At 68.0% G+C, this 19,754-nt stretch carries 15 protein-coding genes; 7 read left to right on the top strand and 8 right to left on the bottom strand.

Going from position 1 to position 19,754, the window contains the following annotated elements:
* The first annotated feature begins 87 nt into the window (after nt 1-87).
* Nucleotides 88-3,321: an Rne/Rng family ribonuclease gene (locus tag V9K97_RS06775; protein ID WP_337317154.1), complete on the top strand. Its 3,234-nt coding sequence runs from the start codon at nt 88-90 to the stop codon at nt 3,319-3,321.
* A 123-nt stretch (nt 3,322-3,444) separates the two neighbouring features.
* On the opposite strand, the gene V9K97_RS06770 is transcribed toward V9K97_RS06775, so the two are convergent.
* The 4 genes from V9K97_RS06770 to hemC are packed head-to-tail and all read right to left on the bottom strand — an operon-like array spanning nt 3,445 to nt 7,536.
* Nucleotides 3,445-4,728: a heme biosynthesis protein HemY gene (locus tag V9K97_RS06770; RefSeq protein WP_258504722.1), complete on the bottom strand. Its 1,284-nt coding sequence runs from the start codon at nt 4,726-4,728 to the stop codon at nt 3,445-3,447.
* 2 nt (nt 4,729-4,730) lie between these two features.
* Nucleotides 4,731-5,822: a uroporphyrinogen-III C-methyltransferase gene (locus V9K97_RS06765; protein ID WP_337317151.1), complete on the bottom strand. Its 1,092-nt coding sequence runs from the start codon at nt 5,820-5,822 to the stop codon at nt 4,731-4,733.
* Complete coding sequence (locus V9K97_RS06760) at nt 5,819-6,592, bottom strand: uroporphyrinogen-III synthase (protein WP_337317149.1); 774 nt, start codon at nt 6,590-6,592, stop codon at nt 5,819-5,821. Before V9K97_RS06760 ends, V9K97_RS06765 begins: the two co-directional genes overlap by 4 nt.
* Nucleotides 6,593-6,609: 17 nt before the next feature.
* Nucleotides 6,610-7,536 carry a hydroxymethylbilane synthase gene (hemC, locus tag V9K97_RS06755; protein ID WP_258504717.1) on the bottom strand — a complete coding sequence of 309 codons (927 nt, stop codon included), beginning with the start codon at nt 7,534-7,536 and terminating at the stop codon, nt 6,610-6,612.
* An 81-nt stretch (nt 7,537-7,617) separates the two neighbouring features.
* Between hemC and ppc the strand changes: the two genes are divergently transcribed.
* The 3 genes from ppc to V9K97_RS06740 all read left to right on the top strand — a co-directional run bounded on the left by ppc (nt 7,618) and on the right by V9K97_RS06740 (nt 12,438).
* The gene (ppc, locus tag V9K97_RS06750; protein ID WP_337317147.1) at nt 7,618-10,464 is read left to right on the top strand and encodes a phosphoenolpyruvate carboxylase; all 2,847 of its coding nucleotides are present in this window, start codon (nt 7,618-7,620) and stop codon (nt 10,462-10,464) included.
* Between the two features lie 31 nt (nt 10,465-10,495).
* Entirely contained in the window at nt 10,496-11,035 is a 540-nt protein-coding gene (locus V9K97_RS06745; protein WP_337317146.1) for a hypothetical protein, read from the top strand.
* Nucleotides 11,036-11,190: 155 nt separating this feature from the next.
* Nucleotides 11,191-12,438 (top strand): MFS transporter, encoded by a 1,248-nt coding sequence (locus V9K97_RS06740; protein ID WP_337317144.1) that lies wholly within the window; start codon nt 11,191-11,193, stop codon nt 12,436-12,438.
* On the opposite strand, the gene V9K97_RS06735 is transcribed toward V9K97_RS06740, so the two are convergent.
* A complete protein-coding gene (locus V9K97_RS06735; RefSeq protein ID WP_337317142.1) occupies nt 12,410-13,399 on the bottom strand; it encodes a LysR family transcriptional regulator in 990 nt (329 codons plus the stop codon). The two genes, V9K97_RS06740 and V9K97_RS06735, sit on opposite strands and share 29 nt — an antisense overlap.
* A 49-nt stretch (nt 13,400-13,448) precedes the next feature.
* On the opposite strand from V9K97_RS06735, the gene V9K97_RS06730 reads away from it, so the two are divergent.
* Nucleotides 13,449-13,973 (top strand): GNAT family N-acetyltransferase, encoded by a 525-nt coding sequence (locus V9K97_RS06730; RefSeq protein ID WP_337317140.1) that lies wholly within the window; start codon nt 13,449-13,451, stop codon nt 13,971-13,973.
* The gene (locus tag V9K97_RS06725) at nt 13,960-15,216 is read left to right on the top strand and encodes an MFS transporter (RefSeq protein ID WP_337317139.1); all 1,257 of its coding nucleotides are present in this window, start codon (nt 13,960-13,962) and stop codon (nt 15,214-15,216) included. The genes V9K97_RS06730 and V9K97_RS06725 overlap by 14 nt, the downstream gene beginning before the upstream one ends.
* Before the next feature lie 21 nt (nt 15,217-15,237).
* Here the strand turns inward: V9K97_RS06725 and V9K97_RS06720 are convergent, their stop codons facing one another.
* Genes V9K97_RS06720 through V9K97_RS06710 form a run of 3 tightly spaced genes read right to left on the bottom strand, consistent with a single transcriptional unit; the run spans nt 15,238 to nt 18,307 of the window.
* A complete protein-coding gene (locus V9K97_RS06720; RefSeq protein ID WP_337317137.1) occupies nt 15,238-16,494 on the bottom strand; it encodes an AI-2E family transporter in 1,257 nt (418 codons plus the stop codon).
* Nucleotides 16,491-17,237, bottom strand: coding sequence for a LytR/AlgR family response regulator transcription factor (locus V9K97_RS06715; RefSeq protein WP_337317136.1), 747 nt, complete (start codon nt 17,235-17,237; stop codon nt 16,491-16,493). The genes V9K97_RS06720 and V9K97_RS06715 overlap by 4 nt, the downstream gene beginning before the upstream one ends.
* A complete protein-coding gene (locus tag V9K97_RS06710) occupies nt 17,234-18,307 on the bottom strand; it encodes a histidine kinase (RefSeq protein ID WP_443098542.1) in 1,074 nt (357 codons plus the stop codon). Before V9K97_RS06710 ends, V9K97_RS06715 begins: the two co-directional genes overlap by 4 nt.
* 49 nt (nt 18,308-18,356) lie before the next feature.
* Between V9K97_RS06710 and argH the strand changes: the two genes are divergently transcribed.
* Nucleotides 18,357-19,754, top strand: coding sequence for an argininosuccinate lyase (argH, locus tag V9K97_RS06705; RefSeq protein WP_337317134.1), 1,398 nt, complete (start codon nt 18,357-18,359; stop codon nt 19,752-19,754).

The raw sequence follows: 19,754 nt of genomic DNA, 5'->3' as shown, positions 1-19,754 counted from the left end.
GGCAATTCCCCTCGTTTCGCGGGCGTCGTCCGTGCATCGTTGGCCCGTCATGGGCCGGTAGAACGATACATATAAGGACAACGCATCATGAAGCGGATGCTGATCAATGCCACGCAGGCCGAAGAACGCCGCCTGGCCATCGTCGACGGGCAAAAGCTCCTCGACTACGAAATCGAGATCGAAGGGCGCGAACAGCGCAAGGGCAACATCTACAAAGCCGTCGTGACGCGCGTCGAGCCCTCGCTCGAAGCCTGTTTCGTCGATTACGGTGAAGACCGCCACGGCTTCCTGCCGTTCAAGGAAATCTCCAAGCAATACTTCGCCGAAGGCGTTTCCGCCAACCAGGCACGCATCCAGGACGTCATCAAGGAAGGCCAGGAACTGGTCGTCCAGGTCGAAAAGGAAGAACGCGGCAACAAGGGCGCAGCCCTCACCACCTTCATCTCGCTGGCTGGCCGCTATGTGGTGCTGATGCCCAACAACCCGCGCGGCGGCGGCGTGAGCCGGCGCATCGAGGGCGACGACCGCGCCGAACTCAAGGAGGCGATGGACCAGCTCGAGTACCCCAAGGGCATGAGCATCATCGCGCGCACCGCCGGCATCGGCCGCTCGGCGCCCGAACTCCAGTGGGACCTGAACTACCTGCTCAAGCTCTGGACCGCCATCGACGGCGCGGCCAAGGGCGGCAAGGGCGCCTTCCTGATCTATCAGGAATCGTCGCTCGTCATTCGCGCCATTCGTGACTATTTCAATCACGACATCGGCGACATCCTGATCGACACCGACGACATCTACGACCAGGCGCAGCAGTTCATGGCGCACGTCATGCCCGAGCATGCCGCCCGCGTGAAGCGGTACCGCGACGACGCGGCGCTGTTCAGCCGCTTCCAGATCGAGCACCAGATCGAATCGGCCTACGCCCGCACCGTGCAGCTGCCCTCGGGCGGCGCCATCGTGATCGACCACACCGAGGCGCTGGTCTCGGTCGACGTGAACTCGGCCCGCGCCATCAAGGGCGGCGACATCGAAGAAACCGCCACCCGCACCAACCTCGAAGCCGCCGACGAAGTGGCCCGCCAGATGCGCCTGCGCGACCTGGGCGGCCTGATCGTCATCGACTTCATCGACATGGACGAGTCGAAGAACCGCCGCGAAGTCGAAAGCCGCCTGCGCGACGCGCTCCGGCAAGACCGCGCCCGCGTGCAGTTCGGCTCCATCAGCAAGTTCGGCCTGATGGAAATGAGCCGCCAGCGCCTGAAGCCGGCGCTCAGCGAAGGTTCGTCGATCCCCTGCCCCCGCTGCGGCGGCTCGGGCCACATCCGCGACACCGAATCGAGCGCGCTGCAGATCCTGCGCGTCATCCAGGAAGAGTGCCTGAAGGACAACACGGCCGCCGTGCACGTTCAGGTGCCCGTCGAAGTGGCGTCGTTCCTGCTGAACGAAAAGCGCCCTGAAATCGCCAAGATCGAGCTCAAGCAGCGCGTCACCGTGCTGATGGTGCCCAACAAGACGCTCGAAACGCCGAACTACAAGCTCGAACGCCTGAAGCACGACGATCCGCGCCTCGACCACATCGAAGCCAGCTACAAGATGGCTGACGAGATCGAAGACCCGACGGCCGTCACGCGCCGTTCGCAGGAACCGACCAACAAGCAGACGCCGGTCATCAAGGGTGTGCTGCCCGACGCACCGGCACCCGTGGTGCCGCCCAAGCCCGAAGCCGTGCGCACGCCCGCCGTTGCTCCGGCGCCGGTTGCACCGCCCGTGGCAAGCGCACCCGCACCGGCCGAAATGGGCTTCTTCGCTCGCATCAAGAGCTGGTTCGGCGGCACGCCGGCACCGGCGCCCGCACCTGCCGTGATTCCCGTGGAAGCGCCGAAGCCCACGCGCCGTGATGGCGGCCGTTCCGGCCGTGACGGCGAAGCACGCGGCGCCCGCGACGGCGAGCAGCGCCGCGGTGGCCGCGGCGGCGAAGGCCGCAGCGAAAACGGTGGCCGTTCCGGCGGCCGCGACGGCGAACGCCGCGGCGGTCGCGGTGGCGAGCGCCGTGGTGAAGGACGCGAAGGCCGCGAAGGCCGCAGCGGCGAACAGCGCAACGAAGCCGCACTGCCGCGCGAACCGCGTGAACAGCGCGAACCCCGTGAACAACGCGAACCCCGTGAAGCACGCGGTCCGCGCGAAGGCGAACAGCGCCGTGGTGGCCGCGGCGAGCGCCGCGAAGGCGAAGGCCGCGAAGCACGGCCCGCATCGGCCGAGCTGATCGACGGCAACCTCGAAGCGCAGCAACTCGCGCCCGCCGGCGACGAAGGCAATGCCCCGGCAGAACGCGCGCCCCGCGCCCGCGGCGAACGCCGTGAACGTGGCGGTGAGCGCGGCGAACGTGCGGACCGTGGCGAACGCGGTGAGCGCAACGAACAGCGCAATGGCACCGACGCACCGCGCGAAGCGTCCGGCGACGACAACAACGTCGCTCCGCAGGACGGCTCGCAAGCCGAGCGCGCACCGCGCAATGGCCGTGAAGAGCGTGGCCAGCGTGGCGAGCGCAACGACGGCCGCCGTGAGCGCCGCAATGAAGGCCAGCCGCGCTTTGCCAACGGCGAAGCACAGGCACCCGCCGACGAGGCAACTGCCGTCGCTCCGGGCGCTGAAGGCGAAACCGATGCCAACGATCAGGCACCGCGCCGTGAAGGCGACGAGCGCCGCGGCCGTTCGCGCGACCGTTACGGCCGCGACCGCCGTGAACGCGGTCCGCGCGACGAAAGCGAAGCCAACGTGGCGGGCGCATCGGCCGACAACGCCGTGGCCGAGCCGAACGAAGCCCGCGCTGCAATGCCCGAAGAAGAATCGCGTGCACCCGCAGCACCGCGGAGCTACTTCGACCGTCCTGCAGCGGCGCCTGCACCGGTTGCCGCTCCGGTGGCACCTGTGCAAGCCGTTGCGCCTGTGGAAGCAGTTGCACCGGCGGCAAGCTTCGCTCCCGCTCCCGTCGCGGCACCGATTGCCGTCGAAAAGAGCAGCAGCAAGCCCGCTGCCAACGGCCGTGCCCTGCCTAAGGTTCAGCCCTTCGAACTGCCGCTGAACGAACTCGCGCAAATCGCCGAGCGCTCGGGTCTGCAGTGGGTCAACTCCGATGCAGAGCGCATTGCACAGGCCCGCGCCGCCATCGCGGCCGAGCCGAAGCCGGTGCATGTGCCGCGCGAACGCCCGCCCGCGATCACGCTCGATGAAGGTCCGCTGGTGCTGGTCGAAACCCGCCGCGAGCTCAGCGCAATGACGCTGCCTTTCGAGAAGGCCTCGACCGACGCGCAAGGCGTGAACTGAAGATGCTCAGGCCCTCGGGCCTGACGCAATAAAAAACGGCGCCGATTGGCGCCGTTTTTTTATGGGGAAACGAAGAGATGCCTGCCGGCAACAGCGACCCGCAGCAACGTCGCAGCCGAATGCTCAGGCCTTCTCCGCCTGGGCCGCGCGCTTCCACGCTGCAGCGGCCTGCTCCGCGTCTCCACGCGCCTCGGCCAGTTCGGCCAGCGCGAGCCATGCACGGCGATAAAGGTCCGTGTCCTGCAAGCCCATGCCGGCCTGCATGAGCAGCTGCTGGGCCTTGCCCCACAGCTGCCGCTTCATGCACGCCATGCCGGCCAGGTATTGCAGATTGGGGTCGCTCGGGTTGTTGCGTTGCGCCGTCTCGATGCGGGCGAGCCAATCGGCGTCCACCGAATCGAGCCCCGCCTCGAGCGCGCGCGCCAACCTGACGCGCAATGCATCGCCGAGGCCCCGCGGCTGCGACACCATGCGCTCCCAGGCCGGCAGCAGCCAGCCGCGTGCCAAGGCAAGGTCGCCGCGCAGGGCCACCATGCGCTGGGCGGCATGAATCGCCACTTCAGGCATTTCGCGCTCGGCGGCGTCGAGCTCGCCCCAGGCGCGGAGCAATTGCGCCGGGTCGTGCGCGCCGCCCAGCAGTTCGGTAGCCAGGCCGCGCACGATGCTCTGCGCAGCGGCGTCGGAAAAAGCGCGGTGCTTGGCAAGCAGGCGCGCGGTTTCCAGCGCTTCGAGCGTGCGCCGGTCCTGGCGGGCCGCTTTCAGGCGAATGCGCAGCGCAAGCGTTCGGCGCTGCACGCCTTGCGGAAGCTCTTCGAGCCGGGCCAGTGCGCCTGCTGGATCGCGGTCTTCGAGCGCCCAGCGCGCGGCGCGCAGTTGCACGCCCTCGCGCGTCTCGGGGCTTGCCAGCACGGTCCGGTCGACGCTTTCATTGAGGGCTTGCTGCAGATGGGCATCGCGCGCCGGCCGGTCTTGCAATGCTTGTGCGCTCTCGGCGGCCAGCAGATGCGAGATCACGCGGACCTGCTGCGCCTGCGGCAGGTTGGCGCCCAGCGCTGCCAGCGTTTTCTCTTGCACCAGCGCGGCTTGCGCGGCTTTGCGCGCACGCGAGAAGCGGCCTGAGAGCAACTGCACCATGGCATCGAGCAAAGCCGAATGCAGCGTGCGTTCCTTTTGCTGCAGCCGCCACTGGCGTGCCTGGGTCGGAAGAGAGAACAGCGCCGCCAAGCCCCGCAGCGCAAGATGCAGCAAAGCGAAGGCGCCCAGCAGGATCACCAGCACCAGGTTCAGCGAAAGATCCACGCGCCACGGCGGCCAGAACACGGTGATCGTGCCCTGGTTGTTGCCTGCGAACAGCGCCACCGCCGCGGCGATGGCGAAAAGCGCCAGAAGCCAGAGTGCCGCCCGCATGATCAGCGCCCCGCCGCTGCGGTTGCCAGCGCGGCCAGCGTGTCATCGATGCGCGGAGGTTCGGAGGTCTTCACCTGTGCCTGAAGCTGCTGCAGCAGCGTGGCGGCCGCTTGCGTGCGCCGCGACGCGGGATCGAAATAGCGGTTCAGCGATGCAGACACCGTGGCGAGCTCGCTGCGCGCGGCATCCACCTGCCGCGAGAGCAGCGAAAGCCTTGCGTTGAGCAGCTTGAGCTTGAGGTTCTCGCGCAGAAAGTACGTCTGGTCGGGCGCCAGCAGCACGGCTTCGGGGCGCTCGATGCGGCCGACGCGCACCAGCGAGCGCAGTTCGGCACGCACGGTCAGCAGCGCGCGCTCCCACCACGCCGCATCGGCCGGAATGGGCTCGGGCTGCCAGGCGTTGACGCCGGAGCCGCGCGTCGCCACGGCGTTGAGCGGCGGCAGATCGTCCACACTGCGCATCAGTTCGTCGAGTTTCTGCAGCGCCTCGCCGCTGTCGGCACTGGCACTGCTGCGCAGGCGGTCGGCGTCGCGCTGCATGGCGCGTTGCAGCGGCGCGAGCCTGGGCTGCGCGGCGCGCGCGATACGCAGGTCGCCGGACTTGAGCGCTGCCAGCAAGGGCTCCACGCTGCCGGTGACCTGGGCCTGCTGCAGCGCCAGGCGCACGGCCGATTCGATGTCGACTACCAAGTTCTCGTCGCGCGAACGCGAGAGGCTTTGCATGAGTTCTTCGAGTTGCGAGCGCTGCAGCGCAACTTCGGCCACACGGGTTTCGGTAAGGGCGGCGCGCGCTGCGGTGTCGCGCACGGTGTCCATGGCCTGCCGCGCGAGCGTGCGCGCCTCGAGCGACTGGGCCTGCGCATCCGCGCTCTGGCGCGCCAGCTGCTCCTGCATGCCGCTCACCTTCTGCCAGAGCGCAATCGCAATGGCCAATGCCGAGAGCGACACGAGGGCCAGCAGGCCCAAGCCGATACGGGAGAGCGTTGTTGCGGCGGCCGCCAGCGCCTCTGGCGACTGCGGCGCCACGAGCGTTGCGGGCACCGGCGCGGCGGCAGTTGGGGGGGAGAAGTCGTCGGACGGAGACGCGGCACTCATGAGAAGGATTCTATCGACGCGATCAACGCCTCACGCTGGGGACTGCACACGCGCACCGATCCGAATCCCGCGGCGCGCGCGGCCTCGCCGATGCGTGCGTGCGTTGCCACGGCGCTGGCTGCCTGCCAGCCGATCGTGGGCATTGCCACTTGCAAATTGGCGATGGCCTCGGAGCTGCTGAACAGCCAGACCGCGCGCCCTTCTGCACCATCGAGTGCGAGTGCGCGCTCCTCGTCGCCGAATGAGGGCGACAGGCGGCGGTAGGCGACCACCGTGTCGCGCAATCCACGCGCGGCATCGATTTCATTGGCGAGCCAGTCGCGCCCCTTCGGGTTTCCCGCCGCGTCGCCGCCGCGGACGATGAGCACCCGCACGCCCGCCGAAACTTGGCCTTTCACGCGCTCCCACAAGGCTTCGGAGTCGAAGCTCGATGCATCGGGCGGCGGTGCGTCGATGGCTTCGTCGGGCACGCCGGCGCGCCGAAGGGCGCGCGCCGTGCCGGGGCCGGTGGCCCAGAAGCGCGGACCCGCCGCAATGGCATTCTTCTCGGCATAGGAAAAGAAGTGCTCCACTGCAGCCGCGCTCACGAACATCAGCGCGGCATAGTCCGAGATGCGGCGCCAGGCGGCCCGCAGGGGTTCAGCGTCGGCGGCCGGTTCGATCACGATCAACGGCAGTGCCGCAGCAACCAGCCCTGCGGCGCGAAAGTCGTCCACCCACTGCGCGGCCTCGCGCGCCGGCCGCGTGACGATGACGGGCTTGGCGGCCATCTGTCTTTGGTCTGCGCTCAGTGCGCGCCTGCGCCGCGCAGCAGGTCTGCGGCCCGTTCGCCGAGCGCGCCTGCCTGCGCGAAATCGGCCGTTTCGGCCTGGGCGTGAATCCGCACCAGCGCGGCGTTGCCTTCCGGATCGCCCCAGGCCGCATCGATGCGCAACGTGCCGTCGGCCTGCCAGCGCGCGTGCGCCGCCAGCGGCATCGAGCAGCTGCCACCCATCGATCGGCTCACCGCGCGCTCGGCGGCGGTGGCCAGCCAGTCGCTGCGGTACGACAGCGGCGCGAGCAATGCAATCAGGTCGGCGCGGTCGGCCCGCACCTCGATGCCGAGCGCACCCTGCCCTGCGGCCGGCAGCATGATGTCGGGATCGAACGCAACCCGGATGCGCGATTCAAGGCCAAGCCGCTTGAGCCCGGCTGCAGCGAGCACGATGGCGTCGTACTGGCCTTCGTCGAGCTTGCGAAGGCGGGTGTCGAGGTTGCCCCGCAGCGGCTCGATGCGCAGGTCGGGCCTCATGGCGCGCAGCAGCACCACGCGCCGCAGGCTGGAGGTACCGACGACTGCGCCCTGCGGCAGTTCGTCCAGCGAGGCATAGCGGGGCGACACCAGCGCGTCGCGCGGGTCTTCGCGTTCGAGCACGCAGGCCAGGACAAAGCCCTCGGGCAAATCCATCGGCACGTCCTTGAGGGAATGAACCGCGATATCGGCGCGGCCTTCTTCCAGGGCGAGTTCGAGTTCTTTCACGAAGAGGCCCTTGCCGCCCACCTTGCTGAGCGACTTGTCGAGGATCTGGTCGCCCCGCGTGGTCATTCCCAGCAGGCTGACCGTGTGGCCTCTTTCTTGCAGCAGCGCTTGCACGTGTTCGGCTTGCCACAGGGCCAGCCGGCTTTCGCGCGTGGCGATCACGATGTTGCTCAAGATCGCTCCCAAAAAGTACATGTTTCAGACCGCCGGAATGCTAGCATGTTGCGCCGCAGCAACGCAGGCGACGTCTCCTTTCTAGTCCAGGAAAAACATCGAATGAAAGCCAGCAAGACTCCTGCGCCCGCCAAGCGCCGGCAAGCCGAAGACCAGCCACTGATCGACGATATCCGGCTGTTGGGCCGCATCCTCGGCGACGTCATCCGCGAGCAGGAGGGCGAAGAAAGCTACGCGCTGGTCGAGAAGATCCGAACGCTCTCGGTGGCTTTCAGGCGTGACGCGGACCATGCGGCCGACCGCGCACTCAAGAACCTGCTCAAGGGCCTGAGCGCGGCCGAAACAGTGCGCGTGATTCGCGCCTTCACCTACTTCAGCCACCTGGCCAACCTGGCGGAAGACCGGCACCTGATTCGCCGCCGCACCGAGGCCGAGCGTGCCGGCGAGAGCGCCGACGGCGACCTGCAGACCGCTCTTGCACGCATCCGCAAGGCCGGCGTCAAGCCCGACGAAGTGGTCGCCTCCCTCGCGCACAGCTACGTGTCGCCGGTGCTCACCGCGCACCCGACCGAAGTGCAGCGCAAGAGCATCCTCGACGCCGAGCGCGCCATTGCGCAGCTGCTCACCACGCGCGACGAAATCAAGCTTCGCCAGAGCGCTTACGCAGGCGGCAAGGACGCGCTCACGCCGCTCGAGTTTGCCGAGAACGAAACGCAGATGCGCATCCGCGTCACGCAGATCTGGCAGACGCGCCTGCTGCGCTTCTCCAAGCTCACCGTGGCCGACGAAATCGAAAACGCACTGAGCTACTACGAAGCCACCTTCCTGCGCGAAATACCGCGCGTCTATGCCGACCTGGAAAAGACACTGGGCCAGAACGGCGTGGTGCCTTCGGTCGCCCCCTTCCTGCGCATGGGCCAGTGGATCGGCGGGGACCGCGACGGCAACCCGAACGTCACGGCCGAAACGCTCGAGTACGCATTGCGCCGTCAGGCGGAGCTGGCGCTGCGCCACTACCTGACCGAAGTGCACTACCTCGGCGGAGAGCTCTCGCTCTCGGCCACGCTGGTGGATGTATCGGTCGAAATGCAGGCACTGGCCGAGCGCTCGCCCGACACCAGCGAGCACCGCAAGGACGAGCCTTACCGCCGCGCACTCACCGGCGTGTATGCGCGCCTTGCGGCCACGCTGCGCGACCTGACCGGCGGCGAGGCTGCGCGCCACGCGGTGCCGCCGCAGAACCCCTACACCGCGGCCGAAGAATTCCTGGCCGACCTTCGCACCGTGGAAGAGTCGCTCAACGAAAAGCACGGCAGCGTGCTCGCCGCGCCACGCCTGCGGCCGTTGATTCGCGCGGTGGAAGTGTTCGGCTTTCACCTGGCCACGGTCGATTTGCGCCAGAGCTCCGACAAGCACGAGGCCGTGATTGCCGAACTGCTGGCCACCGCGCGCATCGAGCCCTCGTATGCGTCGCTGGCCGAAGCAGCCAAGCAGCAATTGCTGCTCAAGCTGCTCGACGACGCACGTCCGCTGCGCGTGCCCGATGCCGAATATTCGCCGCTCGCACAGAGCGAACTCGCGATCTTCGCGGCCGCCCGCACTGCGCGTGCCCGCTACGGCGCGGCGGCCATCCGCCACTACATCATCAGCCACACCGAAACGGTGAGCGACCTGCTCGAAGCCTTGCTGCTGCAAAAGGAAGTGGGCCTGCTGCGCGGTGCAATGAACAGCAACGCCACCTGCGACCTGATCGTGGTGCCGCTGTTCGAAACCATCGAAGACCTGCGCAATGCCGCCCCCATCGTTCGCGCCTTCTACGCCCTGCCCGGCATTGCAGAGCTGATCGAACGCTCCGGCGCTGAGCAGGACGTGATGCTCGGCTACAGCGACAGCAACAAGGACGGCGGCATCTTCACCAGCAACTGGGAGCTCTACCGCGCCGGCATTGCGCTGGTGTCGCTGTTCGACGAGCTCAACAAGAAAAAGAAGACCAACCCCATCCGCCTGCGCATGTTCCATGGCCGAGGCGGCACGGTGGGACGCGGCGGCGGCCCGAGCTACCAGGCCATCCTCGCGCAGCCGCCGGGCACGGTGCGCGGCCAGATCCGCCTGACCGAACAGGGCGAAGTCATCGGCTCGAAATACGCCAACCGCGAGATCGGCCGGCGCAACCTCGAGACACTGGTGGCCGCCACGCTCGAAGCCACGCTGCTGCCGCAGGGCAAGTCGGCCCCCGCCACCTTTCTTTCGGCGGCGGCGGAGCTGTCGACCGCGAGCATGGCGGCGTACCGCAAGCTGGTCTACGAAACCCCGGGCTTCGGCGACTACTTCTTTGGCTCCACGCCCATTCGCGAGATCGCCGAGCTCAACATCGGCTCGCGCCCCGCATCGCGCAACCCCAGCCACAAGATCGACGACCTGCGCGCCGTGCCGTGGAGCTTCAGCTGGGGCCAGTGCCGGCTCACCATACCGGGCTGGTTCGGCTTCGGCTCGGGCGTGGAGCAGTTCCTCGCGTCAGCCGCAACGCCGGCCGCACGCAAGGAACGCGTCGCGCTGCTGCGCCGCATGTATGCGCAGTGGCCGTTCTTTCGCACCCTGCTCTCCAACATGGACATGGTGCTTGCCAAGAGCGATCTCGCATTGGCTTCGCGCTATGCCGAACTGGTAGGCGACCGCAAGCTGCGCCAGAAGGTGTTCTCGATGATCGACACCGAATGGCATCGCACCTCCGACGCGCTCACGCTGATCACCGGCGCAAAGCAGCGCCTCGAAGGCAATGCCGAGATGCAGCGCTCGGTGCGCCACCGCTTTCCGTACATCGACCCGCTGCATCACCTGCAGGTCGAGCTGATGCGGCGCTACCGCGCGGGCGAAGGCGGCGAGCGGCTGCAGCGGGGCATCCACATTTCGATCAACGGGGTGGCGGCCGGCTTGCGGAACACGGGCTGATGCGAGTGAACGCACAGGCAACCGCTCCGCCATGAGCACCATACAGTCCCGGCGCAAGCTGATCGTCGCCGTTCTGCTGTGCGTGGCTGTCGGCGGCGCGGTCGTGCGGCACTACGCAACTCCCGGCTCGACCACGCGCGACATCGGCACGCTGCTGATGGTGTTGTGGGTGCCGATCATCGGCAACGTCATCGCGTGGCTCATCGGCAAGCTGCCGCGGCGTGCACCGCCAGCGCAGCCTCCGACCTTCGATTCGGCGCGCGCCTTCACGCCGCATCTTTCCGTCGAACTCACGCTGCGTCCGCCGGCACTGCCTTCGCACGACGTGCCATTGGCCGCTGGCGAATACCGCTGCGCGCTGGTGATCGGCAACGAAGGCTTTTCCGCGCGCTGGCTCGTGCCGCACGGCGCGCAGCTCGAACGCGGAAAGCCGCACGCGCTCGACGTCGAGCTGCTGACGCCAGAGACGGCAAGCGCGCGATTGCCCGACGGTGCGGTCTTTCGTGTACTGGTCGGCGACTCTTTCATCGCCGACGGACGGGTGCTGCAGCATCGCTCGGCGGCCACCTGAGGTTGCGCTGAAACCGGCGATTGTTCGCCACCGGGAAACTGACTACTGCCGGCAAGGCCCTTTGTGAAGAGTCCGTCCGCTTCGACACTGGACAGCCTTTCGCAACAACGCATCGGCGCGCGCCTTTTTGGCCGGTGCGACTCCAGGACCCTCCCATGATGAATTCACCCAGCAGCAACCCCTGCATCGACGATCTATCGCCGGAGCCGGTCAAGACGACCCGCTCCGCCTGGCTGGCCGTCAGCTCGATTGCCGTCGGCACCTTTGCAATGGTTTCGACCGAGTTCATGCCCATCGGCCTTCTGACCGACATCGCCCGCGGGCTCAATGTGTCGGACGGCACGGCGGGGCTCATGATCACCATGCCAGGCGTGCTTGCCGCTCTTGCAGGACCCGGGCTCATCGTCGCTTCGGGCCGCCTGGACCGGCGCACGGTGCTGATCGCGCTCACCACGCTGCTGATCGCATCGAACCTGCTGGCGGCCTTTGCGCCCAACTTCGCCACCATGCTGGTTGCGCGGCTCATGCTGGGCCTGTGCGTGGGCGGCTTCTGGACCTTTGCACCGGCGGCAGCCACGCAACTGGTGCCGCAAGCCTCGAAGGCGCGGGCCATGTCGCTGGTGCTGGCGGGCGTGTCCGCGGCCACGGTGCTCGGCGTGCCCGCCGGTTCCCTGCTTGGAACGCTGTTCGGCTGGCGCGCCTCGTTCGCGGTGACCGGCGCGCTTGCCGCGGTCGTGCTGCTGGTGCAGCTGTGGCTGCTGCCCGCGATACCGCCGGTGCGCGCCATCGGCGCACGCGACCTGCTCACGCCGTTGACGCGCCGCATGGCGCAGGTCGGCCTGCTTGCCGTGCTGTTCTTCATTGCCGGCCATTTCGCCGCCTATACCTACCTGAAGCCGCTGTTGCAGCAGGTGTTCGGCCTGGCGCCGCACTCCGTCTCCACGCTGCTGCTGGTGTACGGCGCCGTGGGCTTCATCGGCACGTTCCTGGGCGGTAGCCTGGTGGCGCGCAGCGTGCGCGGCACCACCCTGCTCGCGGCGCTGATGCTGGCAACCGCGCTGCTGCTCTCGACGGTGATCGGCAGCGGCTTTGTCGCGGGCGCGGTCGTGGTCTTCATCTGGGGCGTGGCCTTCGGCCTGATTCCGGTGGCGCTCACGGGCTGGATGATGGAAGCGGTGCCCGACGCACCCGAAGCCGGCCAGGCACTGCTCGTGAGCGGCTTCCAGGTGGCCATCGCCTCGGGCGCGCTGATCGGCGGCGTGACCGTCGACAACTACGGCATTTCGAGCGCGATGGTGCTCAGCGGCGCGCTGGTGCTGGTTGCCGCGCTCATCGTCGGCACGCTGGGCCGCGCACCCGGCGGCGCGGCACGGGCTACGTCTTCGGCCTTTTCGCCGGAGTGACGGCCGGAATAACGGCCGGAGTAACGGCCGGAGTAAAGGCCGAACTCCCCTTCTTGCCCGCCGCAAGAATCGCATCGAGCACCACGCGCAGGGCCTTGCTGACCGGCTTGTCACGCCGGATCACGATGGCCAGCGTGCGGTGCATGCCCGGACTCAGCCGGCTTGTCTTCAACCCGGGGTGGGCGCCGCGGCCCGCCATGGACATGCGCGGCACGATGCCGTAGCCCAGCCCCGCGGCCACCATCTCCTTCATGGCCTCGACACTGCCCAGTTCCATGACGGGCTGCGGCTGCAGGCCTTCGGCGGCAAACCACCGGTCGACCAGCTTGCGCGTGTTGGCCGCAGGCTCGAACAGCACCAGCGGCAGCGCGGCCAGGTCGGCAGGCCCCACGCGGGCTTTCAGCGGCGCGAGATCGCCGCGGCCGATGGCGACGAACTCGTCGTCGAGCACCGGCAGCACGCTCAGCGAGCGGCCCGCCGCCGGCAGCGTGACCAGCGCGAGATCGATGCTGTTTTCTTCCACCTTGCGGACCTGGTCGTCGGTGTTGCCGGTGCTCACCACGATGCCGAGCGCCGGGAACCGCTCACGCAGGCCGCGCAGCAAGCCCGGCAGGAAATAAAGGCAGGCCGTTGCGCCGGTGCCCAGCCGAACGCGGCCCGTCACGCCGCTGGTGTGATCCGCCAACGCGTCGATGGCGTTCTCCACCGCGGTCTCGATGTGCTGGGCGTGCAGCAGCAGTGCCGCACCGGCGGGCGTGGCCTTGGCCTGCCGGCCCACACGCTCCACCAGGCGCACGGCCAGCTTGCGCTCCAGTTGGCGGATCTGCAGGCTTACCGCCGGCTGCGTAAGACCGAGCCTGTCGGCCGCGGCGGAGAAGCTGCCGGTTTCAATGACCAGCCCGAAGGACTTCAACTGATCGAGGTTCAATGTCTTTTCCAAAGTATTCCTTATGCTTTGCATAGGCTGGCCAAGCTTCACTTATCCATGCAGGAGCGTCAAGATCCGGGGCATGCCCTCACAGACTCTCGCCTCCACCTCCTTGGAGATCCTCGACGCCGAACCGCATCACATGCCCGCGGTGCAGGCCATCTACAGCCACTACGTGCTGCACGACCTGTGCTCCTTCGAGGAAGAGGTTCCCACCGTCCAGCAGATGCAGTCGCGGCGCGCCGACGTGCTTGCACGCGGCCTGCCCTACCTTGTGGCAATGAACGACGGCGAGGTGGCCGGCTATGCCTATGCAAGCCCCTACCGCAGCCGGTCCGCGTACCGCCACACGGTGGAGGATTCGGTCTACATCGCGCAAGGCATGCAGGGCCGCGGCATCGGCAAGGCGCTGCTTCAGGCGGTGATCGGGCGCTGCACCGATGGCGGCTTCACGCAGATGGTGGCGGTGGTCGGCAACAGCGCCAATGCCGGATCGCAGCGCCTGCACCAAAGCCTCGGCTTCGAGATGGTGGGCGTGCTGCGCAACGTGGGCTTCAAGTTCGGGCAGTGGGTCGACACCGTGCTCATGCAACGTGCACTGCGCTGAGGCCGCACCCGCACGCGGATGGCTGGCGCTGCTGTGCGCGAGCCGGCTGCTGCAGGCAATGATCGTCACCGCCTACTCCGGCGTGCTGCCGTTCATGATGGCCGACTGGCACATGACGGCCGCGCAGGCAGGTTCCATCCAGAGCGCCTGGCACATCGGCTACATGAGCTCGCTGTTCGCGGTGGGCCTGCTGGCCGATCGCTTCGGCCCGCACCGCGTGTTCCTCATCGGCAGCATCATCAGTGCTGTGGCGGCAGCGGCTTTCGCGGTGTTCGCGCACGACCATCGTTCGGCCATGCTGCTCTACGGCCTGACGGGGCTGTGCGCAGGCGCCTCGTACACGCCCGGCCTGCAGCTCCTGGCGCGCAACACCCAACCTGCCGTGCGCGGCCGCGCGATGGGGCTGTTTCTCGGCGCGGCGTCGATGGGCTATGCCTCGTCGCTCGCGGTGGTGGCGGTGCTGAGCCATGTGCAGCACTGGCGGCTCGGGCTGTTCGTGGCGGCGGGCTGCACCTTGGCGGGTGCATTGCTGACCCTGCCCGCGCTGCGGCGCATGCGCCCACCCGCACCGCCCGCCAGTGCCGGCACGCCGCGCGAAGGCACTTGGCAGGCGCTGCGCGAAACGGTGCGCGACAAGCCCGCGATGGCCGGCAACTGGGCCTACGCCTTTCATTGCTGGGAGCTGATGGCCCTGTGGGCGTGGCTGCCCGCCTACCTCGTGGCGTCCGCGGGCGGTAGCGCGCCGTGGCAAGGCGCGGGCATTGCACTGGCCGCGCTTGCGCACCTGGTGAGCGTGTTCGGCAGCATCGCGGGCGGCGCCGCGTCCGACCGGTTCGGCCGTGCGCGAATCATGATGGTTGCCACGGTGGCCAGCCTGTGCATGTCGTTCAGCTTCGGCTGGATGTGGGCCTGGCCGCTGTGGCTGCTGGCCGCGATGGCCGCCATCTACAACCTGCTTGCCATCGCCGACTCGTCGGTCTATTCGACCGCGCTGGCCGACGTGGTGGCGCCGCACCGCCTGGGCGTGGCGTACTCGGTGCGCTCGGTGATGGGCTTCGGCGCCGGTGCCTTGAGCCCCTGGGTGTTCGGCCTGGCGCTGGACTGGGGACAGTCGCACTTCGGCTTCGGCAGCACCTACGGCTGGGTGGCGGCATGGAGCTCCGTCGGCCTGGGTGCGCTGCTCGGACCGTGGATGATCGTGCGCTTCTCGAGACTGAACCAGGCCAGCGCCCGGCCCGGCTGAAGCCCTTGTGGCGCCACCTGCCTAGTCTCCCAGCAACTCCCCGATCGGTTGCAGGTCTTCCACCCGGTCGCAGATCGACTTGACCACCATGGTGATGGGAATGCCCAGCAGCAGCCCCCACACGCCCCAGAGCCAACCCCAGAAGATCACGCCGACGAACACCGCCACCGGGTTCATGCGGCTGGTGCGGCTGGTGAGCCACGGCAGCAGCAGGTTGCCCACCAGGGTGTGGATGAGCAACGACGTACCGGCCACCAGCAGCCCCATTTCAAGCGTGTTGAACTGCAGGAAGGCCACCAGCCCCGCGGCGGCCATGACAATGACGGAGCCGATGTACGGAATGAGGTTGGTCACCGCCGCAACAATGCCCCACACGGCCGCGTTCTCCAGGCCCAGGCCCCAGAACGCGAGCCCCGTGGCCACACCGACCAGCACGCTGGTGAGTATCTGCACCAACAGGTAGCGCTCGATGTTGCGCGTGATGTCGTCCAGCACGTGCACGGTGATCTTTTTCTTCTCGAGGCTGGGGCCGGTGATCTTGATCAGCTTGCGCCGGAACGTGTTGCCCGAACACAGCGCGAAGAAGGTCAGAAAGATCACCAGCGTGAACTGCCCCGCGGCGGCCAGCAGCCCGACGGTGCCGCTCCACAGGTACTCGCGCACATTGAAGGCCGGCCGCTCGATGACGACGCGCGCCACGCCTTTGCGGGCCGCAACGCGGGCCGAATTTTCCTCGGCCGCGCGTTCGAGCTGCGCGGCGGCCTGCTGCACGCTGTCGAGCGGCGTGGCGGTGGCGCTCTTGTTGCTGCGCGTGGCCTGCCGCAGCTTTTGCGCGGCAACCGGGAGCGAATCGAGCAGCTCCGAGGCGCTGCCCGACAGCGAATAGCCCGTCCAGCCCAGGCCGCCGGTCAGGCCCAGCAGGATCACCGTGGCGCCGATCCAGCGCGGCACCTTCCAGTGCTCCAGCCGGTCGACCAGGGGCGACAGCGCATAGCTCAGCAGCAGGCTCACCATCAGCGGAATGAAAACCGCCGAAGCCCATCGCAACGCGAAGACGCCGGCCAGCACCGCGAGCACCACCAGCGAGGCGCTGCGCACATCGACCGGCATGTGCAGCAGCATGCGCTGGGGTTCGGGCTCCGGTTCAGGCTCGGAAGCCGTTGCTTGCGGCGGAGGCGCCGCAACGGGCTCAGGGGGCAGTTCGGGTGGGGTTTCGGCAGCCTCCGGCGGAGGCTGTCCTGCCGTTGTCTCGTCGGCGGTTTTCTTGTCGTCGGTCATCGGGCTTCCTTCAGCACTTCGCGCACTGCAGCCAGTTGCCGCCGCGAAACCGCGACGGGTTCGGGAATCGCGTCGAGCCGCAAGGCCCAGCCTTCGGCGTCTTCCCCGTCATCGTATTTCTCCAATGCGCGGATGGCTGTGCGCGCCACCAGCGCATTGCGGTGCACCCGCAGAAAGCGCCCCGGGTACCGCTCTTCGAATTCGTTCAGCGAACCGTCCAGGATGTGGCTGCGCGTGGCGGTGCGCACCGTGAGGTACTTGTATTCCGACTTCAGGTAGAGCACCTCCGAAAGCGGCACCCGCTCGGCGCGGCCCCGGTCTTGAATGAGCACGCTCTCCTGCACGGCGTTGGCCTGCAGCGCCCGCCGCTCCTTCAGAAAACGCTCGGCCTTCTGCAGCGCCTGCTGCAGGCGTTCGGCCCGCACCGGCTTGGTCAGGTAGTCGACCGCATCGAGATCGAACGCCGTGACCGCATGGGCCGCGTGGGCTGTGACGAACACCACGGCTGGCGCGTCCGCCTGCTCGCGCAGCATGCGCGCCACCTCGATGCCGTCGACGCCGGGCATGTGGACGTCGAGCAGCACAAGGTCGATTGCCATGCTCGCCAGGTGTTGCTGCGCCTCGGCGCCCTGGGCCGCCTCGGCCACCACTTCGGCCGCGGGCGAGCGGCAGTCGCGCAGCAAGGTGCGCAGCCGGGAACGCGCAAGGGTTTCGTCGTCGACGATCAGGGTCTTGAGGGTCATGATTCGGCGGGAATGGCAATGCGCACGCGGTAGTTCTTCTGGTCCATGCCGGCGCTGAACTGCATCTGCATGTCGTGTAGCAGCCGCAGCCGGTCGCGCACGTTGGCCAATGCAATGCCGTGGCCGCGCGGCAAAGGCTCGTCGGCCCAGCGCAGGGGCGGCAGGCTGTTGACCACCTCGATCACCACCACATCGCCCCGGCGCTCGGTGCGGATGCGCAGCCTGGCGCCTTCGGGGCTGGGCTCCACGCCGTGCTTGATGGCGTTTTCCACCAGCGGCTGCAGCAGCAGCGGCGGCAGGCGCGCGCTGCTGGCCGCGGCATCGAGGTCCCAGCGAATGCGCAGGCGGTCGCCGAAACGCACCTGCTCGATGGCCAGGTAGCGCTCGGCCAGCGCGATCTCGTCGGCCAGCGTGCCCGATTCGCCGGGGTCGGCCAGCGCCTGGCGGAACAGTTCGGCCAGGTCTTCCAGCATGGTCTCGGCCTTGGCGGGCTCTTCGCGCACCAGTGCAATGGCGCTGTTGAGGGTGTTGAACAGAAAGTGCGGGCGGATGCGCGATTGCAGTTCCTCGAGCCGGGCGGTCATGGCGGCGGGCGTCTGGCCGCGCGCGCGCAGCACCATGGCCGCCATGACCATGCCGGCAATGAAGGCGCCCGCCACGGCGCTGGCGAGCCACGGCGCCGTGCCCAGCACACCGGTCAGCCGCAACAGGCCGCAGCCGTAGAGCGCCGAAACCGCGCCCAGCACTGCGCCCGCGGCGTACTGCGCCTGGCGCGGCAGGCGCCCGAGCGGCTTCTTGAGCGCGCAGGCCGCCACCAGCCAAAGAAGCGTAGCGGGCAGGGCACCGCCGGTGACGGTAGCGGTCTGCACCAGCCATTCGCCCGGGGAGGACGATACGAAAAGCGTAGCGGTTGCCACCAGCGCCTCGACGAAGAGAACCGCGCGCAGGACCACGCCGATCTGGCAGGCGTCGAACAGCCCGGAACCGCCGCGCGCAGGCAAACGCCCTCTTTCCGGCGAGGACGGAGGCGTGGGGTTGGAGGTGGCCGATAAAATCGCCGGGTTGCGCATCACAGATACATTGGGTAACCAACCCATTATTGCCTCTCGAACGGCTCCCATGACCCAAAACCAACTCGACAAGAAATCCGAAGCCTGGTCGGCCCTGTTCTCCGAACCCATGAGCGACCTCGTGAAGCGCTACACCGCCAGCGTGTTCTTCGACAAGCGTCTGTGGCAGGCCGATATCGAGGGTTCGCTGGCGCATGCCGGCATGCTGGCCGCCCAAGGCATCATCGCCAAGCAGGACCACGCCGAAATCGAACGTGGGATGGCGCAGATCCGCGCTGAAATCGAATCGGGCGCCTTCGAGTGGAAACTCGACCTCGAAGACGTACACCTGAACATCGAGGCCCGGCTGACCCAGCTCGTGGGCGATGCCGGCAAGCGCCTGCACACCGGCCGCAGCCGCAACGACCAGGTCGCGACCGACGTGCGCCTGTGGTTGCGTGGCGAAATCGACCTGATCGCCGACCTGCTCGTCGCGCTGCAGGTCTCGCTGGTGGACATCGCCGAAAAGAATGTCGACGTCATCCTGCCCGGCTTCACGCACCTGCAGGTGGCGCAGCCGGTGAGCTTTGGCCACCACATGCTGGCCTACGTGGAAATGTTCAGCCGCGACGCCGAGCGCCTGCAGGACGTGCGCAAGCGCGTGAACCGCCTGCCGCTGGGTGCCGCCGCACTGGCCGGCACCAGCTACCCGCTCGACCGCGAACTGGTCGCCAAGACCCTGAAGATGGACGGCGTGTGCCAGAACAGCCTGGACGCCGTGAGCGACCGCGACTTTGCCATCGAGTTCACCGCCGCCGCCAGCCTGTGCATGGTGCACATCAGCCGCATGAGCGAAGAGCTCATTCTCTGGATGAGCCAGAACTTCGGCTTCATCCAGATCGCCGACCGCTTCACGACCGGCTCTTCGATCATGCCGCAGAAGAAGAACCCCGACGTGCCCGAGCTGGCGCGCGGCAAGACCGGCCGCGTGGTCGGGCACCTGATGGCGCTCATCACCCTGATGAAGGGCCAGCCGCTGGCCTACAACAAGGACAACCAGGAAGACAAGGAGCCGCTGTTCGACACCGTCGACACGCTCAAGGACACGCTGCGCATCTTCGCCGAGATGATCGGCGGCATCACCGTGAAGCCCGAGGCGATGGAGGCCGCCGCCCTGCGCGGCTACGCCACCGCCACCGACCTGGCCGACTACCTCGTGAAGAAGGGCCTGCCCTTCCGCGACGCGCACGAAATCGTGGCCCATGCCGTGAAAGCCGCCACCTCGCACAAGGTCGACCTGGCGGAACTGCCCCTGGCGGTGCTGCAGCAGTTCAACCCGAAGATCGAGAAGGACGTGTACGACGTGCTGAGCCTGCGCGGCTCGCTCAACGCGCGCAACATCCTTGGCGGTACCGCGCCGGCGCAGGTCAAGGCGCAGATCGCCCGCCATCGCGCACGCCTCGCCTGA

Source organism: Variovorax sp. CCNWLW186, assembly GCF_037203865.1.
GTDB lineage: Bacteria > Pseudomonadota > Gammaproteobacteria > Burkholderiales > Burkholderiaceae_C > Variovorax.
This window is presented reverse-complemented; position numbering and strand designations above follow the sequence as displayed.